A 23,410-nucleotide genomic window follows, 5' to 3' on the forward strand; every position below is an offset into this window, starting at 1 on the left:
TCTTCTGCTTACAGGCCGGAGAGGCCAAGGGCTGGATCGATGCCATCAAGTGCGTCGGCCAAAGCCTGCGCCTTGTCGGCGATCTGCTTGCGTTGCGCGCCGTTGATGGCGTCGTAGCTGGCGTAGCCGTCCTTGACCTTGTAGCTATTCAGTTGGTTGTCGAAGTCGGCCAGCGTCTGCTCGATTTTCGGCAAGAGATCCGCCGCTGATTTGCTCAGCATCGGCCGCAGCAAATCGACGACTTTGTGCGCGGTTTGCAGATTGGCGGCGAAACCGTTGAGGTCGCTGTGGCTGTAGCGTTCTTCTTCACCGCTGGCGGCACGCACGTCGGCGAGAGTGTTGAGGTTGCGCACGACGATGTTGACCAGTTGCTCCGGCGGCAACGATTGTGCGAGCAGTTGCTGTTTCAGCGTGGTGACGTCGCTCACCAAACGCTGGGCGACGGCGGCGAGACCATCGAGTTGGCGTTGCTGGAACAGTGCGTATTCGATGCGGTGGAAACCGACGAACGCCGGATCCTGCTCGCGTTTTTCGAAATAATCGGCGCGCGCGTTGATGCGGTTGTCCAGTTCGGCCAGTCGCTGAGCCGCCGGAGCCAAGCGTTGATACGCCGCCCGCGCCGGCAGGTACAACGCCTGCGCCTGACTCAAGTCGCCACTGGCAATCGCCTGATTGAGCGCGGTGGTGGTTTTGATCAACGCGCTGCCCTGGCTGGCCAGATACACACGGAATTCCGACAGCGGCCCGATGAAGGCAACCATCGACGGCTTGGCTTTCGCGGCGGCGTCAGAAGCGGCGGTCGGTGTCACATGCAGGGTGCCGCGCGGGTTGCTCAGCAGGCCGCAAGTGATGGCGTAGTCGCCGGGTTGCAGGTTGGCATTGACCACTTGGCTCAGGCCCGGGGCGATGTTTTCACGCTCTTCGACCACCAGCACGCCGTCGAGGATCTCCCATTCCACCGCACGTTCGGAACGGTTGACGATACGGAAACTGGCGCGACCGGCCGGGACTGTCAGGGCGTTCGGCTCGCAATTGCCCGGATGAATGTTGACCACCACTTCATCGTGGTTGTGCTGACGCTTGGCCGCGGCCATTTTCGAGGCGTACCAGAACAGGCCACCGGCGGCGATCATCACGACCACCGAACCGGCCAGCGCCCAACGCAAGGCACGGGGAGGCGAGGCCTGAGGAGTATTAGGCTTTGACATGAGTGCCCTTATTGGCTGGAAACGGAAGACGATTGCGCGTCAGGCTTGGGCGCGGGCAGGAAGAACATCACCAGCGCCAGCAGCAGATAGATCAGGTACGCGCCGAGGGTGCTGACCGTCGGCGCATCCTGATAACCGAACATGCCGGCCAGCACCGAGCCCAGCGGGCCATCCATCGGCAGCGTCGCGCTGAAATCGAAGAGCACGGTTTGCAGGTGATTCCACACGCCGGCTTCATGCAGGGCTTGCACCGAATTGGCGAGAATCCCCGCGGCCACGACCAGAATGAACAACCCGGTCCACTTGAAAAATGCCGAGAGGTTGAGGCGCATGCTGCCGCTGTAGATGAGGAAGCCAACGATGATCGCCAGAATCAGGCCGAGCAGGGCACCAATCGGCGCGCCCGGACCTTCGCTCTGCTGGAACACGGCGAGCAGGAAGAACACCGTTTCCAGACCCTCTCGCGCCACGGCGAAGAAGACCATGGCGATCAGCGCTATCACCTGATGTTTAGACGAAGTCAGCGCCTGATCCAGCGACGCGTGCAGCGAATGTTTGATCGACCGCGCGACCTTGCGCATCCAGAACACCATCGAGCTGAGAATCGCCACGGCCACCAATCCGACCACGCCTTCGAACAGTTCCTGCTGCTTTTGCGGGAATTCGGCGCTGACCAGTTCCAGGCCACCGCCGACCAGCAATGCCAGGGCTGCTGCGAGAAAAACGCCGATCCACACGGCGGGCATCCATTGGCCGCGGCCGGTCTGTTGCAGGTAGCTGGCGATGATGCCAACGATCAACGCGGCTTCAATGCCTTCGCGCAGCATGATCAGAAAGGGAACGAGCATTCGGTATCCGCGGTGATTTAGATAGGAAGCTAAGTTGTAACATAATGACACTAATTCCCATATGACAATGATTGACAAGAACCTGAACATAAGCTGAACAACCCCGATCTTTTGCCCAGAACCGGTCAACTGTAGGAGTGAGCCTGCTCGCGATGGCGATCTGTCTGAAACATTTGCGTTGAATGACCCACCGCCATCGCGAGCAGGCTCACTCCTACAGGGGATTCGTGCTGAATTCCCGTCCTGCGGTAAGATGCCCGTCATTCAAAACAACAAGGTCTGCCGCGTTCCATGTCGGAAAAAGACACCATCGCCGTGCAACTGGTGCGTGAAGCGCTACTGCAAAGTTGTGCCCCGGGCGTCACCACGGAAGAAGTCTTGAGCAAGGTCGGTATTGATCCGGTATTGCTGCAAACCGTCGATGGCCGGGTGCCGGCGTCGCAATATGCAAAGCTCTGGCGCTTGTTGGCTCGGCGGGGTGATGACGAGTTTTTCGGCATGGACCCGCGCAAGCTCAAGTCCGGCAGTCTGGAGTTCCTCTGTCGCAGCGCCATGGCACAACCGACGCTGGCGGCCGGTTTGAACACAGGGCTGAGCTTTCTGTCGCTGATGCTCGAACGCCTTCCTGCGCAACTGGTGCATCAGCAGAGTCTGGCGGAAATTGTCCTGCTCGAAGACGATCCCGAACCACGCCGCGCGTTTACCTATTTCACCTATTGGATGATCGTCCACGGCGTGGCCTGCTGGCTGGCGGGGCGGCGGATTCCGATCCTGGCCATCGAGCTGCGTTGCCCGGCGCCGGACTTTACCGATGACTATCGGGTGATGTTCTCGGACAACCTGCGCTTTGATCGGCCACGCACGCGGATGATCTTTTCCGCCGATTGCCTCGATTTGCCGATCAAACGTTCCGCCGAGGAGCTCAAGCGCTTCTTGGCTCACGCGCCGGCCAACATTCTGGTCAAGTACCGCGACCCGCAGAGCCTGGCCAGCCGGATCAAACACGATTTGCGTCAGTTGCCTGCCGAGCAGTGGCCGGAAACCGAAGCGCTGGCCCAGCAACTGTGCATGTCGGCCTCGACTTTGCGCCGCCGTCTGGCGGAAGAAGGGCAGACATATCAGGGCCTCAAGGACAGCGTGCGCAAGGAGCTGGCGATTGTCTGGCTGGCCGAGCCGTCGATCAGCTTTGTCGAGATCGCCAGCCGTTTGGGGTTTGCCGATGCCAGTTCGTTCTACAAGGCGTTTCGCAAGTGGTCGGGGTCAAATCCCGGGCATTACCGCACGCTGATATTGAATGAAGTTGTTTGATCTGACGCCATCGCCAGCAGGCTGGCTCCCACATTTGAAATGCATTCCCCTGTAGGAGCTGCCGAAGGCTCGGGCCGCGATCGGACGATCTTTTGATCTTAAAAAGCAGAATCAAAAGATCGCAGCCTTCGGCAGCTCCTACAGCAGCTCCTACAGAAGTTGTGAGTCATATTCAGAACCCTGGCCAAACCAGTCAGCCACTTTGATGGCTTTGACCATTGCCCCCAGCCCCGTGCAGCGCGACTATCCCTCTGTTGTTTACGGTTCCCAGCCTAATAAAAACACAGAGGGATTCTGGCAATGCGCGATTACTTGTCTGCCACCGAACAGTTCAACTATCAGCACACTGTGGACGCCGCGCTCAGCGGCTCGCTTGAGGCGCTCAACGCCTGCGTCGAATGCTGCGACCGCCATGCATTGCCGGGGCGCATAGCGCTGTTCTGGGAAGGTCGCGACGGCGCCAGCGCGACGTACACCTTCAGCGACTTGCAGGACAAAGCCGCGCGTTTCGCCAATTTCCTCCTCGCCCAAGGCGTACAGAAGGGTGACAAGGTCGCCGGTCTGCTGCCACGCAATGTCGAATTGCTCATTACCGTTTTTGCCACCTGGCGCATCGGAGCGGTGTACCAACCGCTGTTCACCGCGTTCGGGCCCAAGGCCCTCGAACATCGACTGAACAGCTCCGGCGCCAAAGTCGTTGTGACCGACGCCGTCAACCGGCCGAAACTCGCTGAAGTCGCCGACTGCCCGACCCTGGTCACGGTCGGCGGCGCCAAGGGCCAGGGCATTGTCCGTGGCGATTTCAGTTTCTGGGCTGAACTGGCCAATTATCCCAACGTCTGCGACCCCGTGCTGCTGAGCTGCGAAGACCCGTTCCTGCTGATGTTTACCTCGGGCACCACTGGCCCGGCGAAAGCGCTGTCGGTACCGCTCAAGGCGATCGTCGCGTTCCAGAGTTACACCCGTGATGCGGTGGATCTGCGCCCGGAAGATGCATTCTGGAACGTCGCCGATCCGGGTTGGGCCTATGGCATCTATTTCGGCGTCACCGGTCCGCTGGCCATGGGGCATCCGATCACTTTCTACGATGGCCCGTTCACCCTCGAAAGCACCTGCCGGGTGATCAACAAGTACGGGATCACCAACCTCACCGGTTCGCCGACGGCCTATCGTTTGCTGATTGCCGGCGGTGACGAGTTCGCGAAGTCGATAAAAGGCAAGCTGCGGATCATCAGCAGCGCGGGCGAGCCGCTGAACCCGGAAGTGATCCGCTGGTTCGCCGACAACCTCGACGTGGTCATCCACGACCATTACGGCCAGACCGAACTGGGCATGGTGCTGTGCAACCACCATGGCCTCGACCATGCGGTTCACGTTGGCGCCGCCGGTTTCGCCTCACCGGGGCATCGCATTGTGGTGCTCGACGAGCAGAACAACGAACTCGGCGTCGGCCAGCCGGGCATCCTCGCCATCGACCGCGCCAAGTCGCCGATGTGCTGGTTTGGCGGCTATGAGGGCGCGCCAACCAAAGCCTTCGTCGGCGATTACTACCTGAGCGGCGACACCGTGGAATGGAATCCGGACGGCAGCATCAGTTTCGTCGGCCGCAGCGACGACGTGATTACCACGTCTGGCTACCGCGTCGGCCCGTTCGATGTCGAAAGCGCGCTGATCGAACATCCTGCCGTGGTCGAAGCAGCGGTGGTCGGCAAACCCGATCCGGAGCGTACCGAACTGGTCAAAGCCTTCGTGGTGCTCAGCGCGCAATACCGCGCGGAGCCTGCGTTGGCCGAAGAACTTCGCCAGCACGTACGCAAGCGTCTGGCCGCGCATTCGTACCCGCGGGAAATCGAATTTGTCAGTGAATTGCCCAAAACCCCAAGCGGCAAATTGCAGCGCTTTATCTTGCGCAACCAGGAAATCGCCAAGGCTCAAGAGGCCGCGGCGCACAACGTTTCAGCTTGAATCGAAGGAAACAGTCATGCAGATCGAGAACAAGGTTTTTATCGTCACCGGCGGCGCGTCTGGCCTGGGTGCAGCCACCGCTGAATTGCTGGTGAGTGCCGGCGCCAAAGTGATGCTGGTGGACATGAACGCCGAAGCGGTGGCCGCGCAGGCCAAGCGCCTGGGTGCGCAAAGCGTCGTCGCCGACATCAGTAACGAAGCCGCCGCCGAAGCCGCCGTTCAAGCGACCGTCACTGCATTTGGCAGCCTCAACGGTCTGGTCAACTGCGCCGGCATCGTCCGTGGCGAGAAGATTCTCGGCAAGACCGGCCCGCACGCACTGGCCAGTTTCGCCCAGGTGATCAACGTCAACCTGATCGGCAGCTTCAACATGCTGCGCCTGGCTGCAGCGGCGATTGCCGAGAGCGAGGCCAATGCTGACGGTGAGCGCGGCGTGATCATTAACACCGCTTCGGTAGCGGCGTTCGACGGCCAGATTGGTCAGGCCGCGTATGCAGCATCCAAGGGTGCCATCGCCAGCCTGACCCTGCCAGCCGCCCGCGAACTGGCGCGCTTCGGCATCCGCGTGATGACCATCGCCCCGGGCATTTTTGAAACGCCGATGATGGCCGGCATGACCCCGGAAGTCCGCGACTCGCTGGCTGCGGGCGTACCGTTCCCGCCGCGTCTGGGCAAGCCTGCCGAGTACGCCGCGCTGGTTCGGCATATCATCGAAAACAGCATGCTCAACGGCGAGGTGATCCGTCTCGACGGTGCCTTGCGCATGGCCGCCAAGTAAGGAGGATTTGTCATGACTATTTCCAACGATCCGATTGTTATCGTCAGCGCCGTTCGTACCCCGATGGGCGGTTTTCAGGGCGAACTGAAAAGCCTCACCGCGCCACAACTCGGCGCTGCCGCCATCAAGGCAGCGGTTGAACGCGCCGGTGTCGCCAGCGATGCGGTCGATGAAGTGCTGTTCGGTTGCGTATTGCCCGCCGGCCTCGGTCAGGCCCCTGCGCGACAAGCAGCGCTGGGCGCCGGGCTGGATAAATCGACCCGTTGCACCACCGTCAACAAGATGTGCGGCTCGGGCATGGAAACCACCATCCTGGCCCACGACATGCTGGTCGCTGGCAGCGCCGATGTGGTGATCGCCGGCGGCATGGAAAGCATGTCCAACTCGCCCTATCTGCTGGATCGTGCCCGCGCCGGTTACCGCATGGGCCACGGCCGGGTGCTGGATTCGATGTTCCTCGACGGTCTCGAAGACGCCTACGACAAGGGGCGTCTGATGGGCACCTTCGCCGAGGAATGCGCCGACACCAACGCGTTCAGCCGTGAAGCGCAGGACGCCTTCGCCATCGCCTCGACCACCCGCGCGCAACAGGCGATCAAGGACGGCCGCTTCAAGGAAGAAATCGTCCCGCTGACCGTGACTGTCGGTAAAGAGCAGGTGCTGATCAGCAATGACGAACAGCCGCCGAAAGCCAAGCTGGACAAGGTCGCTTCGCTGAAACCGGCGTTCCGCGAGGGCGGTACGGTGACGGCGGCGAATTCCAGTTCGATCTCCGACGGTGCGGCGGCGCTGGTGCTGATGCGTCAGTCGCAGGCGCAGACACTTGGTTTGAAACCGCTGGCGGTCATTCACGGTCACTCGGCGTTCGCTGATACCCCGGGCCTGTTTCCGGTGGCGCCGATCGGGGCGATCAACAAACTGGTGAAGAAGGCCGGTTGGTCGCTGGCCGAGGTTGACCTGTTTGAAGTCAACGAAGCGTTTGCGGTGGTTGCCATGGCAGCCATGAAGCACCTCGACATCCCGCACGAGAAACTCAATATCCACGGCGGCGCTTGTGCGCTGGGCCATCCGATTGGTGCGTCCGGTGCGCGGATTCTGGTGACGTTACTTTCGGCGTTGCGCCAGAACAATTTGAAACGCGGCATCGCAGCCATCTGCATTGGTGGCGGCGAAGCAACGGCCATGGCCGTGGAGTGCGTTTACTGACACACACCTTCCCCCCTGTAGGAGCTGCCGAAGGCTGCGATCTTTTGACTTTAGTTCGCAAAAAAAAGATCAAAAGATCGTCCGATCGCGGCCCGAGCCTCCGGCAGCTCCTACAGGGAATCGTGTGGTAACCCGGATTTAAGGACTCACCATGATCCCCAACGAAGACCAACAACAGATCCGCGACATGGCCCGGCAGTTTGCCGAGGAACGGCTGAAACCGTTCGCCGCCGAGTGGGATCGCGAGCACCGCTTTCCCAAGGAAGCCATTGGCGAGATGGCCGAACTGGGCTTTTTCGGCATGCTCGTGCCGGAGCAGTGGGGCGGTTGCGACACCGGTTACCTGGCCTACGCCATGGCCCTGGAAGAAATCGCCGCCGGCGACGGTGCCTGCTCGACGATCATGAGCGTGCACAATTCGGTCGGTTGCGTGCCGATCCTCAAGTTCGGCAACGACGACCAGCGTGAACGCTTCCTCAAACCGCTGGCCAGCGGTGCGATGCTCGGTGCGTTCGCCCTGACCGAACCGCAGGCCGGTTCCGACGCCAGCAGCCTGAAGACTCGCGCACGTCTGGAAGGCGATCATTACGTGCTGAACGGCTGCAAACAGTTCATCACCTCCGGGCAGAACGCCGGGATCGTGATCGTCTTTGCGGTGACCGATCCCGGTGCCGGCAAGCGCGGGATCACCGCGTTTATCGTGCCGACCGATTCGCCGGGCTACAAGGTCGCCCGTGTCGAAGACAAGCTCGGCCAGCACGCGTCGGACACTTGCCAGATTCTCTTCGAAGACGTCAAAGTGCCGGTCGCCAACCGGCTGGGTGAGGAGGGCGAAGGTTACAAAATCGCCCTGGCCAACCTCGAAGGTGGCCGTGTCGGTATCGCCTCGCAATCGGTGGGCATGGCCCGTGCAGCATTCGAAGCGGCGCGCGATTACGCCCGTGACCGTGACACCTTTGGCAAGCCGATCATCGAACACCAGGCCGTTGCGTTTCGCCTCGCCGATATGGCGACGCAAATCGCCGTCGCCCGGCAAATGGTGCATTACGCGGCGGCGTTGCGTGACAGCGGTCAACCGGCGCTGGTTGAAGCGTCCATGGCCAAACTGTTTGCATCCGAGATGGCCGAGAAAGTCTGCTCGATGGCCTTGCAGACGCTCGGCGGTTACGGTTATCTCAACGATTTCCCGCTGGAGCGCATTTACCGTGACGTGCGCGTCTGCCAGATCTACGAAGGCACCAGCGATATTCAGCGCATGGTTATTTCGCGCAATCTCTGACAAGGAATTTTATTCATGACGTACGAAACGATTCTCCTGGAAAATCACGGCCGCGTGGGCCTGATCACGCTCAATCGGCCGCAGGCGCTCAACGCGCTGAACGCACAACTGGTCAGCGAAGTGAATCAGGCACTTGATGCGCTGGAAGCGGATGCCAACATCGGTTGCATCGTCATCACCGGCTCAAAAAAGGCTTTCGCTGCCGGCGCCGACATCAAGGAAATGGCCGAACTGACTTATCCGCAGATCTACATGGACGACCTGTTCAGCGACAGTGATCGCGTGGCCAACCGCCGCAAGCCGATCATCGCCGCGGTCAATGGCTTCGCTCTCGGCGGTGGCTGTGAGCTGGCGTTGATGTGCGACTTTATCCTGGCCGGCGACAACGCCAAATTCGGCCAGCCGGAAATCAACCTCGGCGTGCTGCCGGGCATGGGCGGCACACAACGTTTGACTCGTGCTGTGGGCAAAGCCAAAGCCATGGAAATGTGCCTGAGCGGGCGTTTGATCGACGCGATTGAAGCTGAACGTTGCGGCATCGTCGCGCGGATCGTGCCGAGTGATGAATTGCTGGACGAAGCGCTGAAGGTCGCCGCGGTGATCGCCAGCAAATCGCTGCCGATTGCGATGATGGTCAAGGAAAGCGTCAACCGTGCGTTTGAGGTCAACCTGACGGAGGGTGTGCGGTTTGAGCGCCGGGTGTTCCATGCGGCGTTTGCGACGCAGGATCAGAAGGAAGGGATGGCAGCGTTTGTGGCCAAGCGGGCGCCTGAGTTCAAGGGTAAGTAATTCGCGAACTTGACTGGCCTCATCGCCAGCTTGCTGGCGATGCTTTTAGAAGATCAAAAGATCGCAGCCTGCGGCAGCTCCTACAGGGAAGCGCAAATCCCCGTGTAGGAGCTGCCGCAGGCTGCGATCTTTTGCTTTTAAAGCTGGTAGTTCTTCAACTCCCGAGCAATCACCATCCGCTGAATCTCGCTCGACCCTTCATAAATCTGGGTAATCCGCGCATCGCGGTAGTACTTCTCGACCGGATAGTCTTCCAGATAGCCATACCCGCCATGAATCTGAATCGCCGACGAGCAAACCTTCTCGGCCATTTCCGAGGCAAACAGCTTGGCCTGTGAGGCCTCCGACAAACACGGTTTGCCCGCCGTGCGCAAACGCGCCGCATGCAGAATCATCAGCCGTGCCGCGTTCAATTGCATGTGCATGTCGGCCAGCAGATTGGCGATGCTCTGGTGCTCGTTGATCGGCTTGCCGAACTGCACTCGATCCCGCGAATAAACCAACGCCGCTTCAAACGCCGCACGGGCAATCCCCAACGCTTGCGCGGCAATGCCGATGCGTCCGCCTTCAAGGTTGGACAGGGCAATCGCCAGACCTTTGCCGCGCTCGCCAAGCAGATTGGCCTCGGGAATGCTGCAGTTGTTCAGCGTCACCGCACAGGTGTCGGAAGCGCGGATGCCCATTTTGTGTTCAGTGCGATCGACGATGAACCCCGGTGTATCGGTGGGCACCAGAAACGCCGAAATGCCTTTCTTGCCCAGATCCGGGTCAGTCACCGCAAACACGATCGCCAGTTTTGCCCGCTTGCCGTTGCTGACAAATTGCTTGGCGCCGTTGATCACCCACTGGCCATCGCGCAACTCGGCGCGAGTGCGCAGGTTGTGTGCTTCGGAACCGGCCTGCGGCTCAGTCAGGCAGAAGCAGCCGATCACCGCGCCGCTGGCCAGATCCGCCAGCCAGGTCTGTTTCTGCTCGTCGCTGCCGTAATTCATCACCGGGCCGCAACCGACCGAGTTGTGGATGCTCATGAACGCGCCCGTCGCGCCATCGCCGGCGGAAATCTCTTCCACGGCCAGCGCATAAGCGACGTAATCAACGTAAGTGCCGCCCCATTCTTCGGGCACGACCATGCCCAGCAGACCCAACTCGCCCATCTTCGCCACGAGGGCGTCGTCGATCCAGCCAGCCTTTTCCCAGGCTTGCGCATGAGGTGCGATTTCGCCGCGGGCAAAGTCCCGGGCCATGTCGCGGATCATCACTTGTTCTTCAGTCAGTTCGAGATCGTGCATGGCTCAGCTCCCGCTCTCAGCAAAACCGTGGAAGAAACTCGCCACATGCGCAGGGTCCAGCGCGGCGAGGGTCGGCGGGTTCCAGCGCGGTGTCTTGTCTTTGTCGATCAGCAGCGCGCGCACGCCTTCGATCAGGTCACCGCGGGCGAACCACTGACGATCCAGGTGCAGTTCGAGGGCGAAGCACTGTTCCAGGCTCAAGTGCCGGCCGCGACGGAGCATTTCCAGGGTAACGGCCGTGGCCAGCGGTGAGCGGGTTTCCAGCAGATCAGCCGTGGTGGTCGCCCATTCATGGCTGTCAGCCACGGTCACGGCACGCAGTTGCTCGACCATGCTTGGCACGTCCGGCAGCGCGAAGAAGTGGTCGATGGCCGGACGCAAGGCTTCAAGCGGCGCATCGGGCAGGGTTTGCACGCCGTGTTTGGCCAACAGGTTTTGCAGCGACTTGAGTGGCGTGTCCTGCCATTCCATCTGATCGAGTTTTTCATCGAGGATGGCCAGTTTGCTGCTGTCCAGATACCAGTCAGCGAGCCCGCAATACAACGCATCGGCAGCGCGGATCTGCACGCCGCTGACGCCCAGGTAGATCCCCAGCTCGCCGGGAATGCGCGGCAGGAAATAGCTGCCGCCGACGTCCGGGAAATAACCGATGGCCACTTCCGGCATTGCCAGTCGGCTCTTTTCGGTGACCACGCGCAGATCGGCGCCTTGCACCAGGCCCATGCCGCCACCGAGGACAAATCCGTCCATCAGGGCCAGCACCGGTTTGCGGTAATGGTGAATCGTCAGGTCGAGGGCGTATTCCTCGACGAAGAAATCTTCGTGCAGCGTGTCGCCGCTCTTGAAACTGTCGTAAAGCGAACGAATGTCGCCACCGGCGCAGAAGGCTTTGTCACCGGCACCGCGCAGCACAACGGCGTGCACATCGGCGTCGCTCGCCCAAGCGTCGAGCTGCTGTTGCAGCAGGCGAACCATGTCGAGGGTAATGGCGTTGAGGCCGGCGGGGCGGTTAAGGGTCAGGTGACCGATGTGGTTGCGAACCTCGGCCAGCACTTCGTTTTGCGTGGCATCCATGGACAGAGTCCGCGGGGATGAAGCCTGAGCAGTCATCACTAACTCCCTGCTTTTATTGTCTTTATTCGAGAAGCTCGCACGCGAGCGTTAACGGATCGTAACAGTGCAAATTTGCCGTGTACAACGGGGATATCTGCAGGGGCTGTGTGCGTTTTTACATCAGGTGATGGAATGCAGTACCAGTGTAGGAGCTGCCGAAGGCTGCGATCTTTTGATCTTGAAAAATCCACATCAAAAGATCGCAGCCTTCGGCAGCTCCTACAAAGAGTTCGAGGGAGTCAGGACGGGCGGGTAAAGACTTCACCAATACTGCGCCGCTTGGCATGCAGTTCACTGGCGTGGATCAGTTGCTCAAGATCTTCAGGCGTGATGTCGATGAACGCCTCCATGTCGGCCAGCGCCAGTTTCAGGTCTTCAGCCGTAATCGCCTGGCTGTCGACCGGGGCAACCACGGGCGCGGGTTCGGCGGGGCGTTTCGGGTAACGAATGCGCGTCAGGTTGTTGTAGGCCAAGGCACTGGCCAACATGCACGCAGCCCCCAGCATCACTGGCTCCATGGCTTTCCAGTCCAGGGCGATGGTTGCCGGGTCGGCCAGCACCAGAGTCAGTGCCAACGCGCCGGCCGGTGGGTGCAGGCAGCGCAACCAGCACATCAGAATCAACGCCATGCCCGCCGCCAGGCACGCGCTACCGAGTGTTCGGCCGAGCACATGGGCGACCAGCAGCGCTACGACGCCGGCACACAGATAGCCGCCCAGAATCGACCACGGCTGGGCGAGGGCACCTGACGATACGGCGAACAGCAGCACCGCCGACGCGCCCAACGGGCCGATCAGGTGATAAGCCACTTCATGCCCGAAGACCTGGGCGCACAACCACACGCTGAACAGCGTCCCCAGTGCCATGCCGATAGCGGCGCGGCTCCATTCGGTCGGTCGGGTGTTGATGGCGGCGGGTAACCAGCGAGCGAGCATGTAAAACCGATCCTTGCAAAAATCCGGGCAAAAAAAAGGACTTGTCCGGCAAATCCGGAAAGCCCTCGAAGTGTTCCAACATTGGGGGAGGAACGCGCACAGTGTGCCGATCATTCTCGATGCTGACAAATTCATATTAATGCAGTTTGAGTGCATTACTTTTGCATTGAAGCGACCCTGCGCCCACTGACAAAACACAGATAACCGCCCAATGCCGCCAGAATACTCAGCGCATAAAACATGCTCGGCGCCGGCGTGTGCATCAGCAGAAACCCGCACATTACCGGGCTTAGAGCACCGCCCAGCGCCGCCAGATTCTGTGCGCCGTAGTAGCTGCCGCGAAGTTCTTCCGGGGCCAGGGTATCGACGAAGAGGAAATCCGCCGGGTAGATGATCATCTCGCCCAAGGTGAAAATGAACATTGCCACGCACCAGCCGATGAGGCTGTCGGCGAAACTGAAGCCGATCAACCCGACGATGAACAGCGCGGTGCCCCCGGCAATCCAGTACCGCAGGTGTTCACGTTTGAGGAAGCGGCCAATCTGGTATTGCAGCAGGATCACCGTGATCGCGTTGCAGGCGAGCAGGGCGGCCATGGTGTCGAGGGTCTGTTGCTGAGTGTGCGTCACCAGCAGGTACTGCGACAGGTACAAAGTGAATCGCCCGTGCACCAACGTGCTGAGCAGACAGCCGAGGGTCAACAGGACCATCGTGCGGTCGTTTTTCAGAATGATCAGGGTATTCAGAAAGCTTTGCGGCTGGCCGAGCGGCGATATCGGGTTCACCTCCCTGGCGGCGCCGAGCAGCAGGAACACGCTGCCACACGCAATCGCCCCGGCGACGATAAAAGGCGCGGCAGGCTGGATGCCGGCAATCACCACGCCAATCATCGGGCCGACGGCGTAACCGATGTTGGTCAGCGTGTAGGTCAGGGAAAACGCCTTGACCCGCTGGCCGACGGGCAGGTTCTCGCTGAGGATCGCCTTGGAGCAGATCAGGAACAGCGCCGAGGCGGTTTCGCTGATGATCAGCACCAGCGTGACCAGGTACAGATTCTGCGCGAAGGTCAGCAGCATCAGGCCGATACCGCTCGACAGCATGGTCAGAATCAGCAACTGGCGCTTGTTCAGCCGATCGATGATGTAGCCCCCATAAAGCGACAGCAGTGTGGCGCTGAACACCGCAATGCCCAGCAGCAGCCCGACGTCCTGTGGGTTGAGGCCAAGTTTGTTGCTGAGAAACAAGGTCAGCAATGGGCTGATCAGGGCACGGCTGATGACGACCGTCAGCGAGCTGATCATCAGCCGGCGGATCAGGGGAGAATAGGTGGCCACGAAGAGGTCAATGTCCTTATTTCAAATGCACAGGCGGGCGTCGCCATCCTCACCGGGTCTCAGTCACCGGTCAACCTGACACAACAAAATCCCCTATGTAGGAGCTGCCGAAGGCTGCGATCTTTAACAATCAAGATCAAAAGATCGCAGCCTTCGGCAGCTCCTACATGGGGGTTCGTGTTCGCAATAACCGGTCAGGCGACGTCGGACGCATGGGGCCATTGTTGTAGCGGGATTGGCAATTTGCGCGACTCGCCACGGCCCATCGGGAAGTACTGGAAGCCGTTGCGCGCCAACCGCTCGGCGTCGTACAGATTGCGACCGTCGAAGATCACCGGGGTGTTCAGACGTTGTTTGATGAGGTCGAAATCCGGCGCCTTGAACTGTTGCCATTCGGTGCAGATGATCAACGCGTCGGTACCGGGCAATGTTGACTCCGGTGTGCCCATCAACATCAGTTTCGATTCGTTGGGGTAGAGGTTCTGGGTTTGCTGCATGGCCTCGGGATCGAACGCGCGCACGCTGGCGCCGGCGGCCCAGAGTTCTTCCAGCAAGACCCGGCTCGGTGCATCGCGCATGTCGTCGGTGTTGGGTTTGAAGGCCAGGCCCCACAGGGCGAAGGTCTTGCCGCGCAGTTCGCCTCGGTAGAACGCATTGATGCGCTCGAACAGTTTGTGCTTCTGCCGCTGGTTGATCGCTTCGACTGCTTGCAGCAAGTCGCTGGAGCAGTGCGCCTGTTCGGCACTGTGGATCAAGGCGCGCATGTCCTTGGGAAAGCACGAACCGCCATAACCACAACCCGGATAGATAAAGTGGTAGCCGATGCGCGTATCGGCGCCGATACCCTGGCGCACCGATTCGATGTCGGCACCCAAGTGTTCGGCCAGTTCGGCGATCTGGTTGATGAAGCTGATCTTGGTCGCGAGCATGCAGTTGGCGGCGTACTTGGTCAGCTCGGCGCTGCGCAGGTCCATGAACATGATGCGGTCATGGTTGCGGTTGAAGGGCGCGTACAGATCGCGCATCACATCACGCACCTCATCGCCCTCGCAGCCGATGACGATGCGGTCCGGGCGGCGGCAGTCGGCAACGGCGGAGCCTTCCTTGAGAAATTCCGGGTTGGAGACGATATCGAAATGCAGCAACCGACCCACTTTGATCAAGGCCTTTTCGATGTGAGTGCGCAAGGTGTCGCCCGTGCCCACCGGCACCGTGGATTTCTCCACCAGAATCAACGGCTGCTCACGGTGCCTCGCAATGGCGTCGCCGACCGAGAGCACGTAGCGCAAATCGGCCGAGCCGTCTTCACGGGACGGCGTACCCACCGCAATGAACGCCACCCGGCCGTGTTGCACGGCGAGTTTTTCATCGCTGGTGAACAACAGGCGTTTCGCATCCAGCCCCTCGCGCACCAGGCTGGCCAGCCCCGGTTCGAAAATGCTGACGTGGCCCTGACTCAGCAAGTCGACCTTGTTCTGGTCGACGTCCATACACACCACGTCATGCCCGACTTCGGCCAGCACAGCCGCTTGCACCAGACCGACGTAACCGCTGCCAAATACCGTGATTTTCATGAAGCACTCCTGAATGCGGACGCGCGAGCCAGATGAGTGTTGATCGGTTGATGACCGCGATCAGGGTAGACAGGGGCATGTTTCAATTCGTCTATCGCGCTTGCAACGTCCGCCCGGTTGTCTGAAAAACACGGAATTTCAAGGGCTTGGAATACCGGTCGGGGAATGCCTGATTGACTTTTAAGCCCTTGGCCGGCAGGTTGTGATCCTTTTCCGGCAACCGGTTGCATTCAGGTTTTGCCGTTTTTTGTCATGTTGTAATGAACTGTTTTCCATTCAAGGCCGTTTCGTTTGATTGACTTGTCGAGTATTGAATCCACCCCGTCCAACACTAATCCGCTGACGCTTTATCTGGCACGTCTGGCGCCTTCCAGCCAGTTGACCATGCGCTACGTTTTGCAGGATGCCGCCGACCGCCTCGGTTTCGAAGAAGTGAATATCGAGGAAATCCCCTGGCACGCGCTGCAACCGGAGGATGTCGTGGCATTGGTCGCCGCATTGCGCGCCGACGGTTATGCGCCCAACACCTCGTCGCTTTACGTGAATGCCGTACGCGGGGTGATGAACGAAGCCTGGCGCATGAGCCTGATCAGCCAGGATCATTTGTTGAAGATGCGTTCGGTCAAGGGCATCGCCGGCACGCGGTTGTCGCAGGGCCGCAACCTCAAGCGCTCGCTGATTCATGAATTGATGGAAGTCTGCGCCGCCGATCCACGTCCGCAGGGGCTGCGTGACGCCGCAGTGATTGCGCTGCTGTACGGCACCGGCATGCGCAAATCCGAGTCGGTGGATCTGGATTTGAATCAGGTCGATTTCACTGAGCGCAGCCTGACCGTCATCGGCAAGGGCAACAAGCAACTGATCAAGTATGCCCCGGCGTGGGCGTTCGCCAAGCTCGATGCGTGGCTGGAACTGCGTAGATCACAGCTCAAGGAAGGTGAAAGCGATGACGGGTTTCTGTTCAATCGCATCCGTCGCGGCAGCCACATCACCCGCGAGCGCATCACCAAACACGCGATCTATTACATCGCCCGTCAGCGCGGCACGCAGGTCGGGGTGAAGATCATGCCCCACGATTTCCGCCGTTCGTTCATCACCCGGGTGATCGAAGAGCATGATCTGTCGATTGCGCAGAAACTCGCGCATCACAGCAACATCCAGACCACCGCCAACTACGATGTGCGTGACGACAACGAGCGGCGGCGGGCGGTGGATCGCTTCGATCTCTGATCAGGAGGAGGGTGGGCAACCGCGCGACCCACTGGCGGCCTGAGTGATTTGCGCGGCAAGACGCTTGACGTTGTTTTGCTGCGCCGTCACCAGTTCGTCGATGCTTGGCCCGGAAGGCGTTTGCAGGACGGAACGGCAGGTCAGCAGTGCGCTGTCAGTCGCGCCGAGTGGCCGCAAACGCCATTTGACGTCGATCAAACCGTACTGGCCGGGGATCGAATCGAAGCGCTGCACGTCGACGCGCACCGAGAGTTTCTGCTGGCCGCTGGCGCTGCTCAACTGGTCGACCAAGGCACTGCGCAATTCATCCGCGAGCGTCGCGCCCCACCAATCAGTCTCCAGTATCGCCAGGCCACTGTTGCCCTGGCGGATGACGATTTGTGCGCGATCGACCTGCGGCGGCACGGTGACGCCTTCAATGGCGATCTCCGATCCGCTTCGGCCAGAACCCGGTTGTGCCGGTACCAGCGTGTGAAAGCTGATCGGATCGCTACGACAAGCGCCAAGCAGCATCAATGCAGCGAGCACGGTGATCTTCAACGGTAAAGCCATGGTTCAGCTCCTGTGCTCAATTACGTGGCGGTCCTTTAAGGTCCATCGGCCCGGCGTTTTCGGGACGACCGCGAATCAACGATTCCGGATGACGACCCAGGTAATCCGAGAACTCACGCAGGGAGCGCGACATGCGAGAGAGCTCGTCGAGGGTCTCATTGATTTTTTCCCGCTGCGGTGAATCATCGGCCAGCGTGGAGTTGGCGGACTGCAGGGTTTTGCTGACATCGGCGAGGGTGCTCTGTACGCCCGGCAAGGTTTTCGCATTGAACTGGGTCAGGCCTTTGCGCAACTCGACCAGGTTGCCATCGAGGTTGTTGGCGATCCGTTCCACCGGCAGTTTGTTGATTTTGTCGATCATCGCTTCGAGTTTTTCCTGCAACTGTTCGAGACTGCCGGGCACGGTCGGTATGACCACGGGACGAGCCGTCGGATCGAAGGCGACTTTTTCAGCTTTAGGGAAGAAGTCCAGCGCCACATACAGTTGGCCCGTGAGCAGGTTGCCGCTACGGGCCTGGGCGCGCAGGCCGTTGTCGATAAAAGTGCCCATCAGGCGTATGCCGGCGGCTTCGTCGTTGGGGTCGTGCTTGAAGGCCGTGAGCATTTTGCTGTAGGCCTGACCGAGGCGCTGCGGGTAAATGACGATGCCGACGTTCAGCGGAAAGCTGCGTTTTTTCGCGTCGAAATCCAGATTGATCCCCACCACCCGGCCAATCTCCATGCCGAGGAACTCCACCGGTGCGCCCACTTTCAGCCCACGCAGGGCCTGGTCGAAGCGCAAGCTCAGGTATTGCGCTTTGCCGTTGGGTGGGGCGAGGGCGGTTAACTGATCTTCGAACAGCTCGAAGTCTTTGTCATCGGCTGCAGCGACATCGTTGGGGCTGTAATCCGGCGCCCGGAAGGCAATGCCGCCGACCAGCATCGACGACAACGACTCGGTCTTGACCTGGAAGCCGTTGGCGCCAACGCTGACGTCTATACCGCTGGCGTTCCAGAAGCGGGTGTTTTCAGTGACGAAGGCATCGTTGGGCGAATGAATGAAGATTTCGATGTCGACGCCTTTGCCGTCCTTGCTGAGGGTGTAGGCGACCACTTGGCCCACCGGGATCTTGCGGTAGTAAACCGGCGAACCGATGTCCAGCGAGCCGAGATCCTGGGTGTGCAGCATGAAGCGCTTGCCCGGTTCGCCGTAGGTGATGGGCGGCGGGTTCTCCAACCCCTTGAACTGCTTGGCGCGGTTATTGGCCTGGCCAATGTCGGCGCCGATATAGTCGCCGGAGAGCAGGGTGTCGATACCGGACACGCCGCCAGCGCCAATGCGCGGGCGTACCACCCAGTACTGCGAGTCTTCGCGGGTAAAGCTTTCGGCCTGCTTGGCCAGTTTGATGGTGGCGTTGACGCTTTTCTGGTCATCGCTCAGCTCGACATCGGTGACCTGGCCGATGACCACGTTGCGATACTTGACCTCGGTCTTGTTCGCCACCAGCCCGCTGCCGGTCTTGAAGTTGATGACGATGGTCGGCCCTTCCTGCATCAGGTTGTGCACGACCAGCGAAATACCCACCAGCACCGCGACAATCGGCACGATCCATACCAGCGATATGCTGAAGCGTCGGGTTTTTATGGGGGCCTGGCCTGGTGCTCGTGGCTCGTCGATGGCTGACGACTTCATCCGTGTCCTCCTCTGATAATTGGGCACTGAGCGTCAGGAACGCAAAAGCACTTCATCAATATAGAAGTGCTTGGCGATAGAGCAAATATGTCTAGCAGTCGGGCGCCATGAATAATGATCGGCAGGTGAAATGCGCTCACCAAACCCCTGTAGGAGCTGTCGAGTAAAACGAGGCTGCGATCTTTTGATCTTCATTCAAATCAAAATCAAAATCAAAAGATCGCAGCCTTCGGCAGCTCCTACAGGGGATCGTGCATGTGCCAGTGTGGTGGGGTGGCGGTGTAGGAGCTGTCGAGTAAAACGAGACTGCGATCTTTTGATCTTCATGCAGATCAAGATCAAAAGATCGCAGCCTTCGGCAGCTCCTACAGGGGGCGTGCTTGGGTTAGCCCATAAGTTCGCGCAGGCGATACCAGAACATGCCCAGTGCCAGCAGCGGCGAACGCAGGGCCGGGCCGCCGGGGAAGGTCATGTGTGGCACGCCGCTGAACACGTCCATGCCCTGACTGTGGCCCGCATGAATCGCCTCGCCAAGCAATTTCGCGCACCAGTGAGTGACGTTCAGGCCATGGCCGGAGTAACCCTGGGCGTAGAACACATTCGGATGCTGCTTGAGGCGCCCGACCTGAGGGAAACGGTTGGCGGTGATGCCGATCTTGCCGCCCCACTGATATTCGATGCGCACGTCGGCCAGTTGCGGGAAGACCTTGAGCATCTTCGGGCGCATATAGGCGGCGATGTCTGCCGGATCTCGCCCGGAGTAATGGCAGGCACCGCCGAACAACAAGCGCCGGTCCGCCGAGAGCCGGTAGTAATCGAGTCCGACCTTCTGATCACACAGGGCCAGATTGTGCGGGATCAGTTGCGCGGCGCGCTCCTTTGATAACGGCTCGGTGGCAATGATGTAGCTACCGGCGGGCAGTACTTTGCCGCTGAGCTGAGGTTCGAGTTCATCCAGATGCGCGTTGCAACCAAGTACCAGGCTGCCGGCACGCACAGTGCCAGTGGCGCAACGCACCTGAGCCGTCGGGCCATGGATGATTTCCAGTACCGGGCTCTGCTCGAATATTTTCACGCCAAGTGATGCCGCCAGTCGCGCTTCGCCTTGCACCAGATCCAGTGGATGTAGATGGCCCGAGCCTATGTCGATCAGACCGCCCGCATAACCTTCGGCATTCACCACTTGCCGGCGAATCTGTTCGGGGCCGACCAGTCGGGTTTCATGGGCATAACCGAGTTCGGCGAGACTGACTTGTTCGTCCTTGAACGCGGCAAATTGCGCCGGCGTATTCGCCAGCTCACAGAAACCCCAACGCAGATCGCATTCGATGCCGTTGTCTGTAATGCGCTGGCGCACCAGGTCCACCGAATCGATCCCGGCGCGCTGCAAATAGCGCACGCCTTCCTGGCCTACATACTTGGCGAAACCTTCGACCTCGTGGCCAATCCCGCGGATCAATTGACCGCCATTGCGGCCGCTGGCGCCCCAGCCAATGCGCCGCGCCTCGATCAACACCACCGACAGCCCGCGCTGAGCCAGCTCGATGGCGGTGTTGACCCCGGTGAACCCGCCGCCGATCACGCAGACATCGACGCTCAGATCACCGTCCAGGACGGGGTAGGGTGTGGTCGCCCGAGCCGAGGCTGCGTAGTAGGAGCGGGCGTGTTCGTGGCTGTGCTGATTCATTTGTTCGACTTCACTTTGCTCCAGGAACGGGTCATCAAACGCATGATCGCCTGGGGCGGGGTAGAGGAGATGTAGAGCTTGTCGAGCACCGCTTGAGACGGATACACCTCAGGGTTGTTGACCAGCTCCTGATCCATGTACTGCTTGGCGGCCGGGTTCGGGTTGGCATAACCGACCGAACCGCTGACCTTGGCGATCACTTGTGGATCGAGCAGGTAATTGATGAACGCGTGGGCTTCTTTGGTATTACCGGCGTCGGCCGGAATCGCCAACAGGTCGAACCACAGGTTGGCGCCTTCTTTCGGGATCGCGTAGGCGATGTTCACGCCGTTCTTGGCTTCCTTGGCGCGGTTGGCCGCTTGGAACACGTCACCGGAATAACCGAACGCCACGCAGATGTCGCCATTGGCCAGGTCCGACACGTATTTCGAAGAGTGGAAGTAGGTGATGTACGGGCGAATGCTCAGCAGTTTGGCTTCGGCCTTCTTATAGTCTTCGGGATTCTCGCTGCGCGGATCCAGGCCCATGTAGTTGAGGATGGCCGGGAACACTTCGTCGGCAGAGTCCATCATCGACACGCCGCACTGGCTGAGTTTCTTCAGGTTTTCCGGCTCGAACAGCACGGCCCAGGAATCGATGTGATCGATGCCCAACACTTGTTTGACCTTGTCGACGTTGTAGCCGATGCCGTTGGTGCCCCACAGGTACGGCACGGAATGCTCGTTGCCCGGGTCGTTTTTCTCCAGCAGTTCGAGCAGTTTCGGGTCGAGGTTTTTCCAGTTGGGCAGTTGCGAGCGGTCCAGTTTGAGGAACGCCCCGGCTTTTACCTGGCGGGCGAGGAAGTGGTTGGACGGCACCACCACGTCATAACCGGTGCGGCCGGCGAGGAGCTTGCCTTCGAGGGTTTCGTTGGAGTCGAAAACGTCGTAGATCACCTTGATCCCGCTCTGGTTCTGGAAATCGGCGAGGGTCGTTTCACCGATGTAGTCGGTCCAGTTGTAGACGCTGACCTGTGGCTGGGCGTGGGCTACGGCGCTGAACAGAACGCTCAGGCTGAGCGGGATCAGGGATTTCAATAGACGCATATCGACACCTCTTTAAATTATTGGATTTTTCAGGTGGTTCACTGGTGTTTGGGCTGCCGTCATCGCGAGCAGGCTCACTCCTACAGGGGATCGCATTTCAAATGTAGGAGTGAGCCTGCTCGCGATGGCGGCGGTACAGACGATGAAGGACTTAGACGCTCATCATCAGGAACTCACGCTCCCACGAGCTGATCACGCGCTTGAAGTTTTCATGCTCGGCACGCTTCACTGCGACATAGCCCCGGACGAACTTGCTGCCCAGATACTCGGCCACGGTGGCGCACTCTTCCATCTGCGTCAGCGCTTCTTCGATGGTGATCGGCAGGCGCAGGTTGCGGCGCTCGTAGGCACGGCCTTCGACGCCCGCACTTGGCTCGACCTTCTCGACCATGCCGAGGTAACCGCACAACAGGCTCGCGGCAATCGCCAGATACGGGTTGGCATCGGCGCCCGGCAAGCGGTTTTCCACGCGCATCGCCTCAGGGCTGGACGTCGGCACACGCAAGCCGACGGTGCGGTTTTCTTCGCCCCATTCGACGTTCACTGGCGCCGACGTGTCCGGCAGGAAGCGGCGGAACGAGTTGACGTTGGGCGCAAACATCGGCAGGACTTTCGGGATGTACTTCTGCAAACCGCCGATGTAATGCAGGAACAGTTCGCTCATCTGCCCGTCAGCGGTGGCGAAGATCGGTTTGCCGGTGGCGATTTCCACCACGCTCTGGTGAATGTGCATGGCGCTGCCCGGCTCGTCGCCAACCGGTTTGGCCATGAACGTTGCGGCGACGTTGTGCTTGAGCGCTGCCTCACGCATGGTGCGTTTGAACACGGTGATCTGGTCGGCCAGATCCAGGGCGTCGCCGTGACGGAAGTTGATTTCCATCTGCGCCGGGCCGTCTTCGTGGATCAGCGTGTCGAGGTCCAGGCCTTGCAGTTCGCACCAGTCGTAGACGTCTTCGAACAGCGGGTCGAATTCGTTGGCGGCATCGATGGAAAACGACTGACGGCCACTTTCAGCACGGCCCGAGCGGCCCAGTGGCGCCTTGAGCGGCAGATCCGGGTCTTCGCAGCGCTGGGTCAGGTAGAACTCCATTTCCGGCGCAACAATCGGCTTCCAGCCTTTATCGGTGTACAGCTGCAAGACTTTCTTCAGCACGTTGCGTGGCGACAGTTCGATCGGGTTGCCGAACTTGTCGAAGGTGTCGTGGATGACGATGGCGGTCGGCTCGATCGCCCATGGAATCACGTAGACCGCGTCCGCCACAGGCTTGCAGACCATGTCGATGTCGGCCGGGTCGAGCAGGTCGTAGTAGATGTCGTCGTCGACAAAATCCCCGGTTACCGTTTGCAGCAGCACACTTTCCGGCAGGCGCATGCCTCGCTCATGCAGGAACTTGTTGGTCGGTGCGATCTTGCCGCGGGCAATGCCGGTCAGGTCGCTGACCACACATTCGACTTCGGTAATCTTGTGATCTTTCAGCCAAGTGAACAGCTGATCGAAAGGGGCATTCATAAAGACCTCGTTATTGGTTTTATTGACGCCGGGGAGGGCGGGTTTCAT

General features: G+C 60.0%; 19 protein-coding genes. 7 read left to right on the top strand and 12 right to left on the bottom strand.

The genetic code is table 11. From position 1 onward, the window contains the following. Positions 1-8: 8 nt before the first annotated feature. The gene (gene efeO, locus ICA16_RS04060) at positions 9-1,208 is read right to left on the bottom strand and encodes an iron uptake system protein EfeO (RefSeq protein ID WP_210699989.1); all 1,200 of its coding nucleotides are present in this window, start codon (positions 1,206-1,208) and stop codon (positions 9-11) included. Between the two features lie 8 nt (positions 1,209-1,216). Next, positions 1,217-2,056: an iron uptake transporter permease EfeU gene (gene efeU, locus ICA16_RS04065; protein ID WP_210699990.1), complete on the bottom strand. Its 840-nt coding sequence runs from the start codon at positions 2,054-2,056 to the stop codon at positions 1,217-1,219. Between the two features lie 291 nt (positions 2,057-2,347). Here efeU and ICA16_RS04070 point away from each other — a divergent pair, with 291 nt between their 5' ends. The 6 genes from ICA16_RS04070 (at position 2,348) to ICA16_RS04095 (ending at position 9,381) form a co-directional block, all read left to right on the top strand. Continuing rightward, positions 2,348-3,364 (top strand): AraC family transcriptional regulator, encoded by a 1,017-nt coding sequence (locus ICA16_RS04070; RefSeq protein WP_210699991.1) that lies wholly within the window; start codon positions 2,348-2,350, stop codon positions 3,362-3,364. A gap of 300 nt (positions 3,365-3,664) precedes the next feature. Further along, on the top strand, positions 3,665-5,329 hold the full coding sequence (locus ICA16_RS04075) for an AMP-binding protein (protein ID WP_210699992.1): 1,665 nt from the start codon (positions 3,665-3,667) through the stop codon (positions 5,327-5,329). A gap of 16 nt (positions 5,330-5,345) precedes the next feature. Then, on the top strand, positions 5,346-6,107 hold the full coding sequence (locus ICA16_RS04080) for an SDR family NAD(P)-dependent oxidoreductase (protein ID WP_150615573.1): 762 nt from the start codon (positions 5,346-5,348) through the stop codon (positions 6,105-6,107). A gap of 12 nt (positions 6,108-6,119) precedes the next feature. Then, a complete protein-coding gene (locus ICA16_RS04085; protein WP_210699993.1) occupies positions 6,120-7,313 on the top strand; it encodes an acetyl-CoA C-acyltransferase in 1,194 nt (397 codons plus the stop codon). A 151-nt stretch (positions 7,314-7,464) separates the two neighbouring features. Next, positions 7,465-8,592, top strand: coding sequence for an acyl-CoA dehydrogenase (locus ICA16_RS04090; RefSeq protein WP_150603557.1), 1,128 nt, complete (start codon positions 7,465-7,467; stop codon positions 8,590-8,592). A gap of 15 nt (positions 8,593-8,607) precedes the next feature. Further along, entirely contained in the window at positions 8,608-9,381 is a 774-nt protein-coding gene (locus ICA16_RS04095) for an enoyl-CoA hydratase (RefSeq protein WP_210699994.1), read from the top strand. 137 nt (positions 9,382-9,518) lie between these two features. Here the strand turns inward: ICA16_RS04095 and ICA16_RS04100 are convergent, their stop codons facing one another. The 5 genes from ICA16_RS04100 to ICA16_RS04120 form a co-directional block, all read right to left on the bottom strand. After that, on the bottom strand, positions 9,519-10,670 hold the full coding sequence (locus ICA16_RS04100; RefSeq protein ID WP_150615577.1) for an acyl-CoA dehydrogenase family protein: 1,152 nt from the start codon (positions 10,668-10,670) through the stop codon (positions 9,519-9,521). A 3-nt stretch (positions 10,671-10,673) separates the two neighbouring features. Then, on the bottom strand, positions 10,674-11,780 hold the full coding sequence (locus tag ICA16_RS04105; RefSeq protein ID WP_210699995.1) for an enoyl-CoA hydratase/isomerase family protein: 1,107 nt from the start codon (positions 11,778-11,780) through the stop codon (positions 10,674-10,676). Positions 11,781-12,022: 242 nt separating this feature from the next. Then, a complete protein-coding gene (locus ICA16_RS04110) occupies positions 12,023-12,718 on the bottom strand; it encodes an HPP family protein (RefSeq protein ID WP_150615579.1) in 696 nt (231 codons plus the stop codon). Between the two features lie 155 nt (positions 12,719-12,873). Continuing rightward, positions 12,874-14,052 (bottom strand): MFS transporter, encoded by a 1,179-nt coding sequence (locus ICA16_RS04115; RefSeq protein ID WP_210699996.1) that lies wholly within the window; start codon positions 14,050-14,052, stop codon positions 12,874-12,876. A gap of 194 nt (positions 14,053-14,246) precedes the next feature. Beyond that, positions 14,247-15,626, bottom strand: a complete 1,380-nt coding sequence (locus ICA16_RS04120; RefSeq protein ID WP_210699997.1) for a UDP-glucose dehydrogenase family protein — start codon at positions 15,624-15,626, stop codon at positions 14,247-14,249. A gap of 384 nt (positions 15,627-16,010) precedes the next feature. Here ICA16_RS04120 and ICA16_RS04125 point away from each other — a divergent pair, with 384 nt between their 5' ends. Beyond that, on the top strand, positions 16,011-16,856 hold the full coding sequence (locus ICA16_RS04125; RefSeq protein ID WP_228734144.1) for a site-specific integrase: 846 nt from the start codon (positions 16,011-16,013) through the stop codon (positions 16,854-16,856). On the opposite strand, the gene ICA16_RS04130 is transcribed toward ICA16_RS04125, so the two are convergent. The 5 genes from ICA16_RS04130 to ICA16_RS04150 form a co-directional block, all read right to left on the bottom strand. Next, complete coding sequence (locus tag ICA16_RS04130) at positions 16,857-17,408, bottom strand: PqiC family protein (RefSeq protein ID WP_210699998.1); 552 nt, start codon at positions 17,406-17,408, stop codon at positions 16,857-16,859. A gap of 16 nt (positions 17,409-17,424) precedes the next feature. Beyond that, on the bottom strand, positions 17,425-19,080 hold the full coding sequence (locus ICA16_RS04135; protein WP_210699999.1) for a PqiB family protein: 1,656 nt from the start codon (positions 19,078-19,080) through the stop codon (positions 17,425-17,427). 385 nt (positions 19,081-19,465) lie between these two features. Further along, positions 19,466-20,767, bottom strand: coding sequence for an NAD(P)/FAD-dependent oxidoreductase (locus tag ICA16_RS04140; RefSeq protein WP_210700000.1), 1,302 nt, complete (start codon positions 20,765-20,767; stop codon positions 19,466-19,468). After that, positions 20,764-21,852, bottom strand: a complete 1,089-nt coding sequence (locus ICA16_RS04145) for a polyamine ABC transporter substrate-binding protein (RefSeq protein ID WP_210700001.1) — start codon at positions 21,850-21,852, stop codon at positions 20,764-20,766. The genes ICA16_RS04140 and ICA16_RS04145 overlap by 4 nt, the downstream gene beginning before the upstream one ends. 151 nt (positions 21,853-22,003) lie before the next feature. Then, positions 22,004-23,362, bottom strand: coding sequence for a glutamine synthetase family protein (locus tag ICA16_RS04150; protein WP_150603546.1), 1,359 nt, complete (start codon positions 23,360-23,362; stop codon positions 22,004-22,006). Between the last annotated feature and the right edge of the window lie 48 nt (positions 23,363-23,410).

Source organism: Pseudomonas anatoliensis, assembly GCF_017976235.1.
Lineage (GTDB): Bacteria > Pseudomonadota > Gammaproteobacteria > Pseudomonadales > Pseudomonadaceae > Aquipseudomonas > Aquipseudomonas anatoliensis.

Excerpts from the sequence above, each read along its gene's own strand:
- efeO (WP_210699989.1), bottom strand. The coding sequence starts at position 1,208 with ATGTCAAAGCCTAATACTCCTCAGGCCTCGCCTCCCCGTGCCTTGCGT.
- ICA16_RS04075 (WP_210699992.1), top strand. The coding sequence starts at position 3,665 with ATGCGCGATTACTTGTCTGCCACCGAACAGTTCAACTATCAGCACACT.
- ICA16_RS04135 (WP_210699999.1), bottom strand. The coding sequence starts at position 19,080 with ATGAAGTCGTCAGCCATCGACGAGCCACGAGCACCAGGCCAGGCCCCC.
- ICA16_RS04070 (WP_210699991.1), top strand. The coding sequence starts at position 2,348 with ATGTCGGAAAAAGACACCATCGCCGTGCAACTGGTGCGTGAAGCGCTA.
- ICA16_RS04145 (WP_210700001.1), bottom strand. The coding sequence starts at position 21,852 with ATGCGTCTATTGAAATCCCTGATCCCGCTCAGCCTGAGCGTTCTGTTC.
- ICA16_RS04125 (WP_228734144.1), top strand. The coding sequence starts at position 16,011 with ATGCGCTACGTTTTGCAGGATGCCGCCGACCGCCTCGGTTTCGAAGAA.
- ICA16_RS04130 (WP_210699998.1), bottom strand. The coding sequence starts at position 17,408 with ATGGCTTTACCGTTGAAGATCACCGTGCTCGCTGCATTGATGCTGCTT.
- ICA16_RS04095 (WP_210699994.1), top strand. The coding sequence starts at position 8,608 with ATGACGTACGAAACGATTCTCCTGGAAAATCACGGCCGCGTGGGCCTG.
- ICA16_RS04090 (WP_150603557.1), top strand. The coding sequence starts at position 7,465 with ATGATCCCCAACGAAGACCAACAACAGATCCGCGACATGGCCCGGCAG.
- ICA16_RS04085 (WP_210699993.1), top strand. The coding sequence starts at position 6,120 with ATGACTATTTCCAACGATCCGATTGTTATCGTCAGCGCCGTTCGTACC.
- ICA16_RS04100 (WP_150615577.1), bottom strand. The coding sequence starts at position 10,670 with ATGCACGATCTCGAACTGACTGAAGAACAAGTGATGATCCGCGACATG.
- ICA16_RS04080 (WP_150615573.1), top strand. The coding sequence starts at position 5,346 with ATGCAGATCGAGAACAAGGTTTTTATCGTCACCGGCGGCGCGTCTGGC.
- ICA16_RS04120 (WP_210699997.1), bottom strand. The coding sequence starts at position 15,626 with ATGAAAATCACGGTATTTGGCAGCGGTTACGTCGGTCTGGTGCAAGCG.
- ICA16_RS04140 (WP_210700000.1), bottom strand. The coding sequence starts at position 20,767 with ATGAATCAGCACAGCCACGAACACGCCCGCTCCTACTACGCAGCCTCG.
- efeU (WP_210699990.1), bottom strand. The coding sequence starts at position 2,056 with ATGCTCGTTCCCTTTCTGATCATGCTGCGCGAAGGCATTGAAGCCGCG.
- ICA16_RS04105 (WP_210699995.1), bottom strand. The coding sequence starts at position 11,780 with ATGACTGCTCAGGCTTCATCCCCGCGGACTCTGTCCATGGATGCCACG.
- ICA16_RS04150 (WP_150603546.1), bottom strand. The coding sequence starts at position 23,362 with ATGAATGCCCCTTTCGATCAGCTGTTCACTTGGCTGAAAGATCACAAG.
- ICA16_RS04110 (WP_150615579.1), bottom strand. The coding sequence starts at position 12,718 with ATGCTCGCTCGCTGGTTACCCGCCGCCATCAACACCCGACCGACCGAA.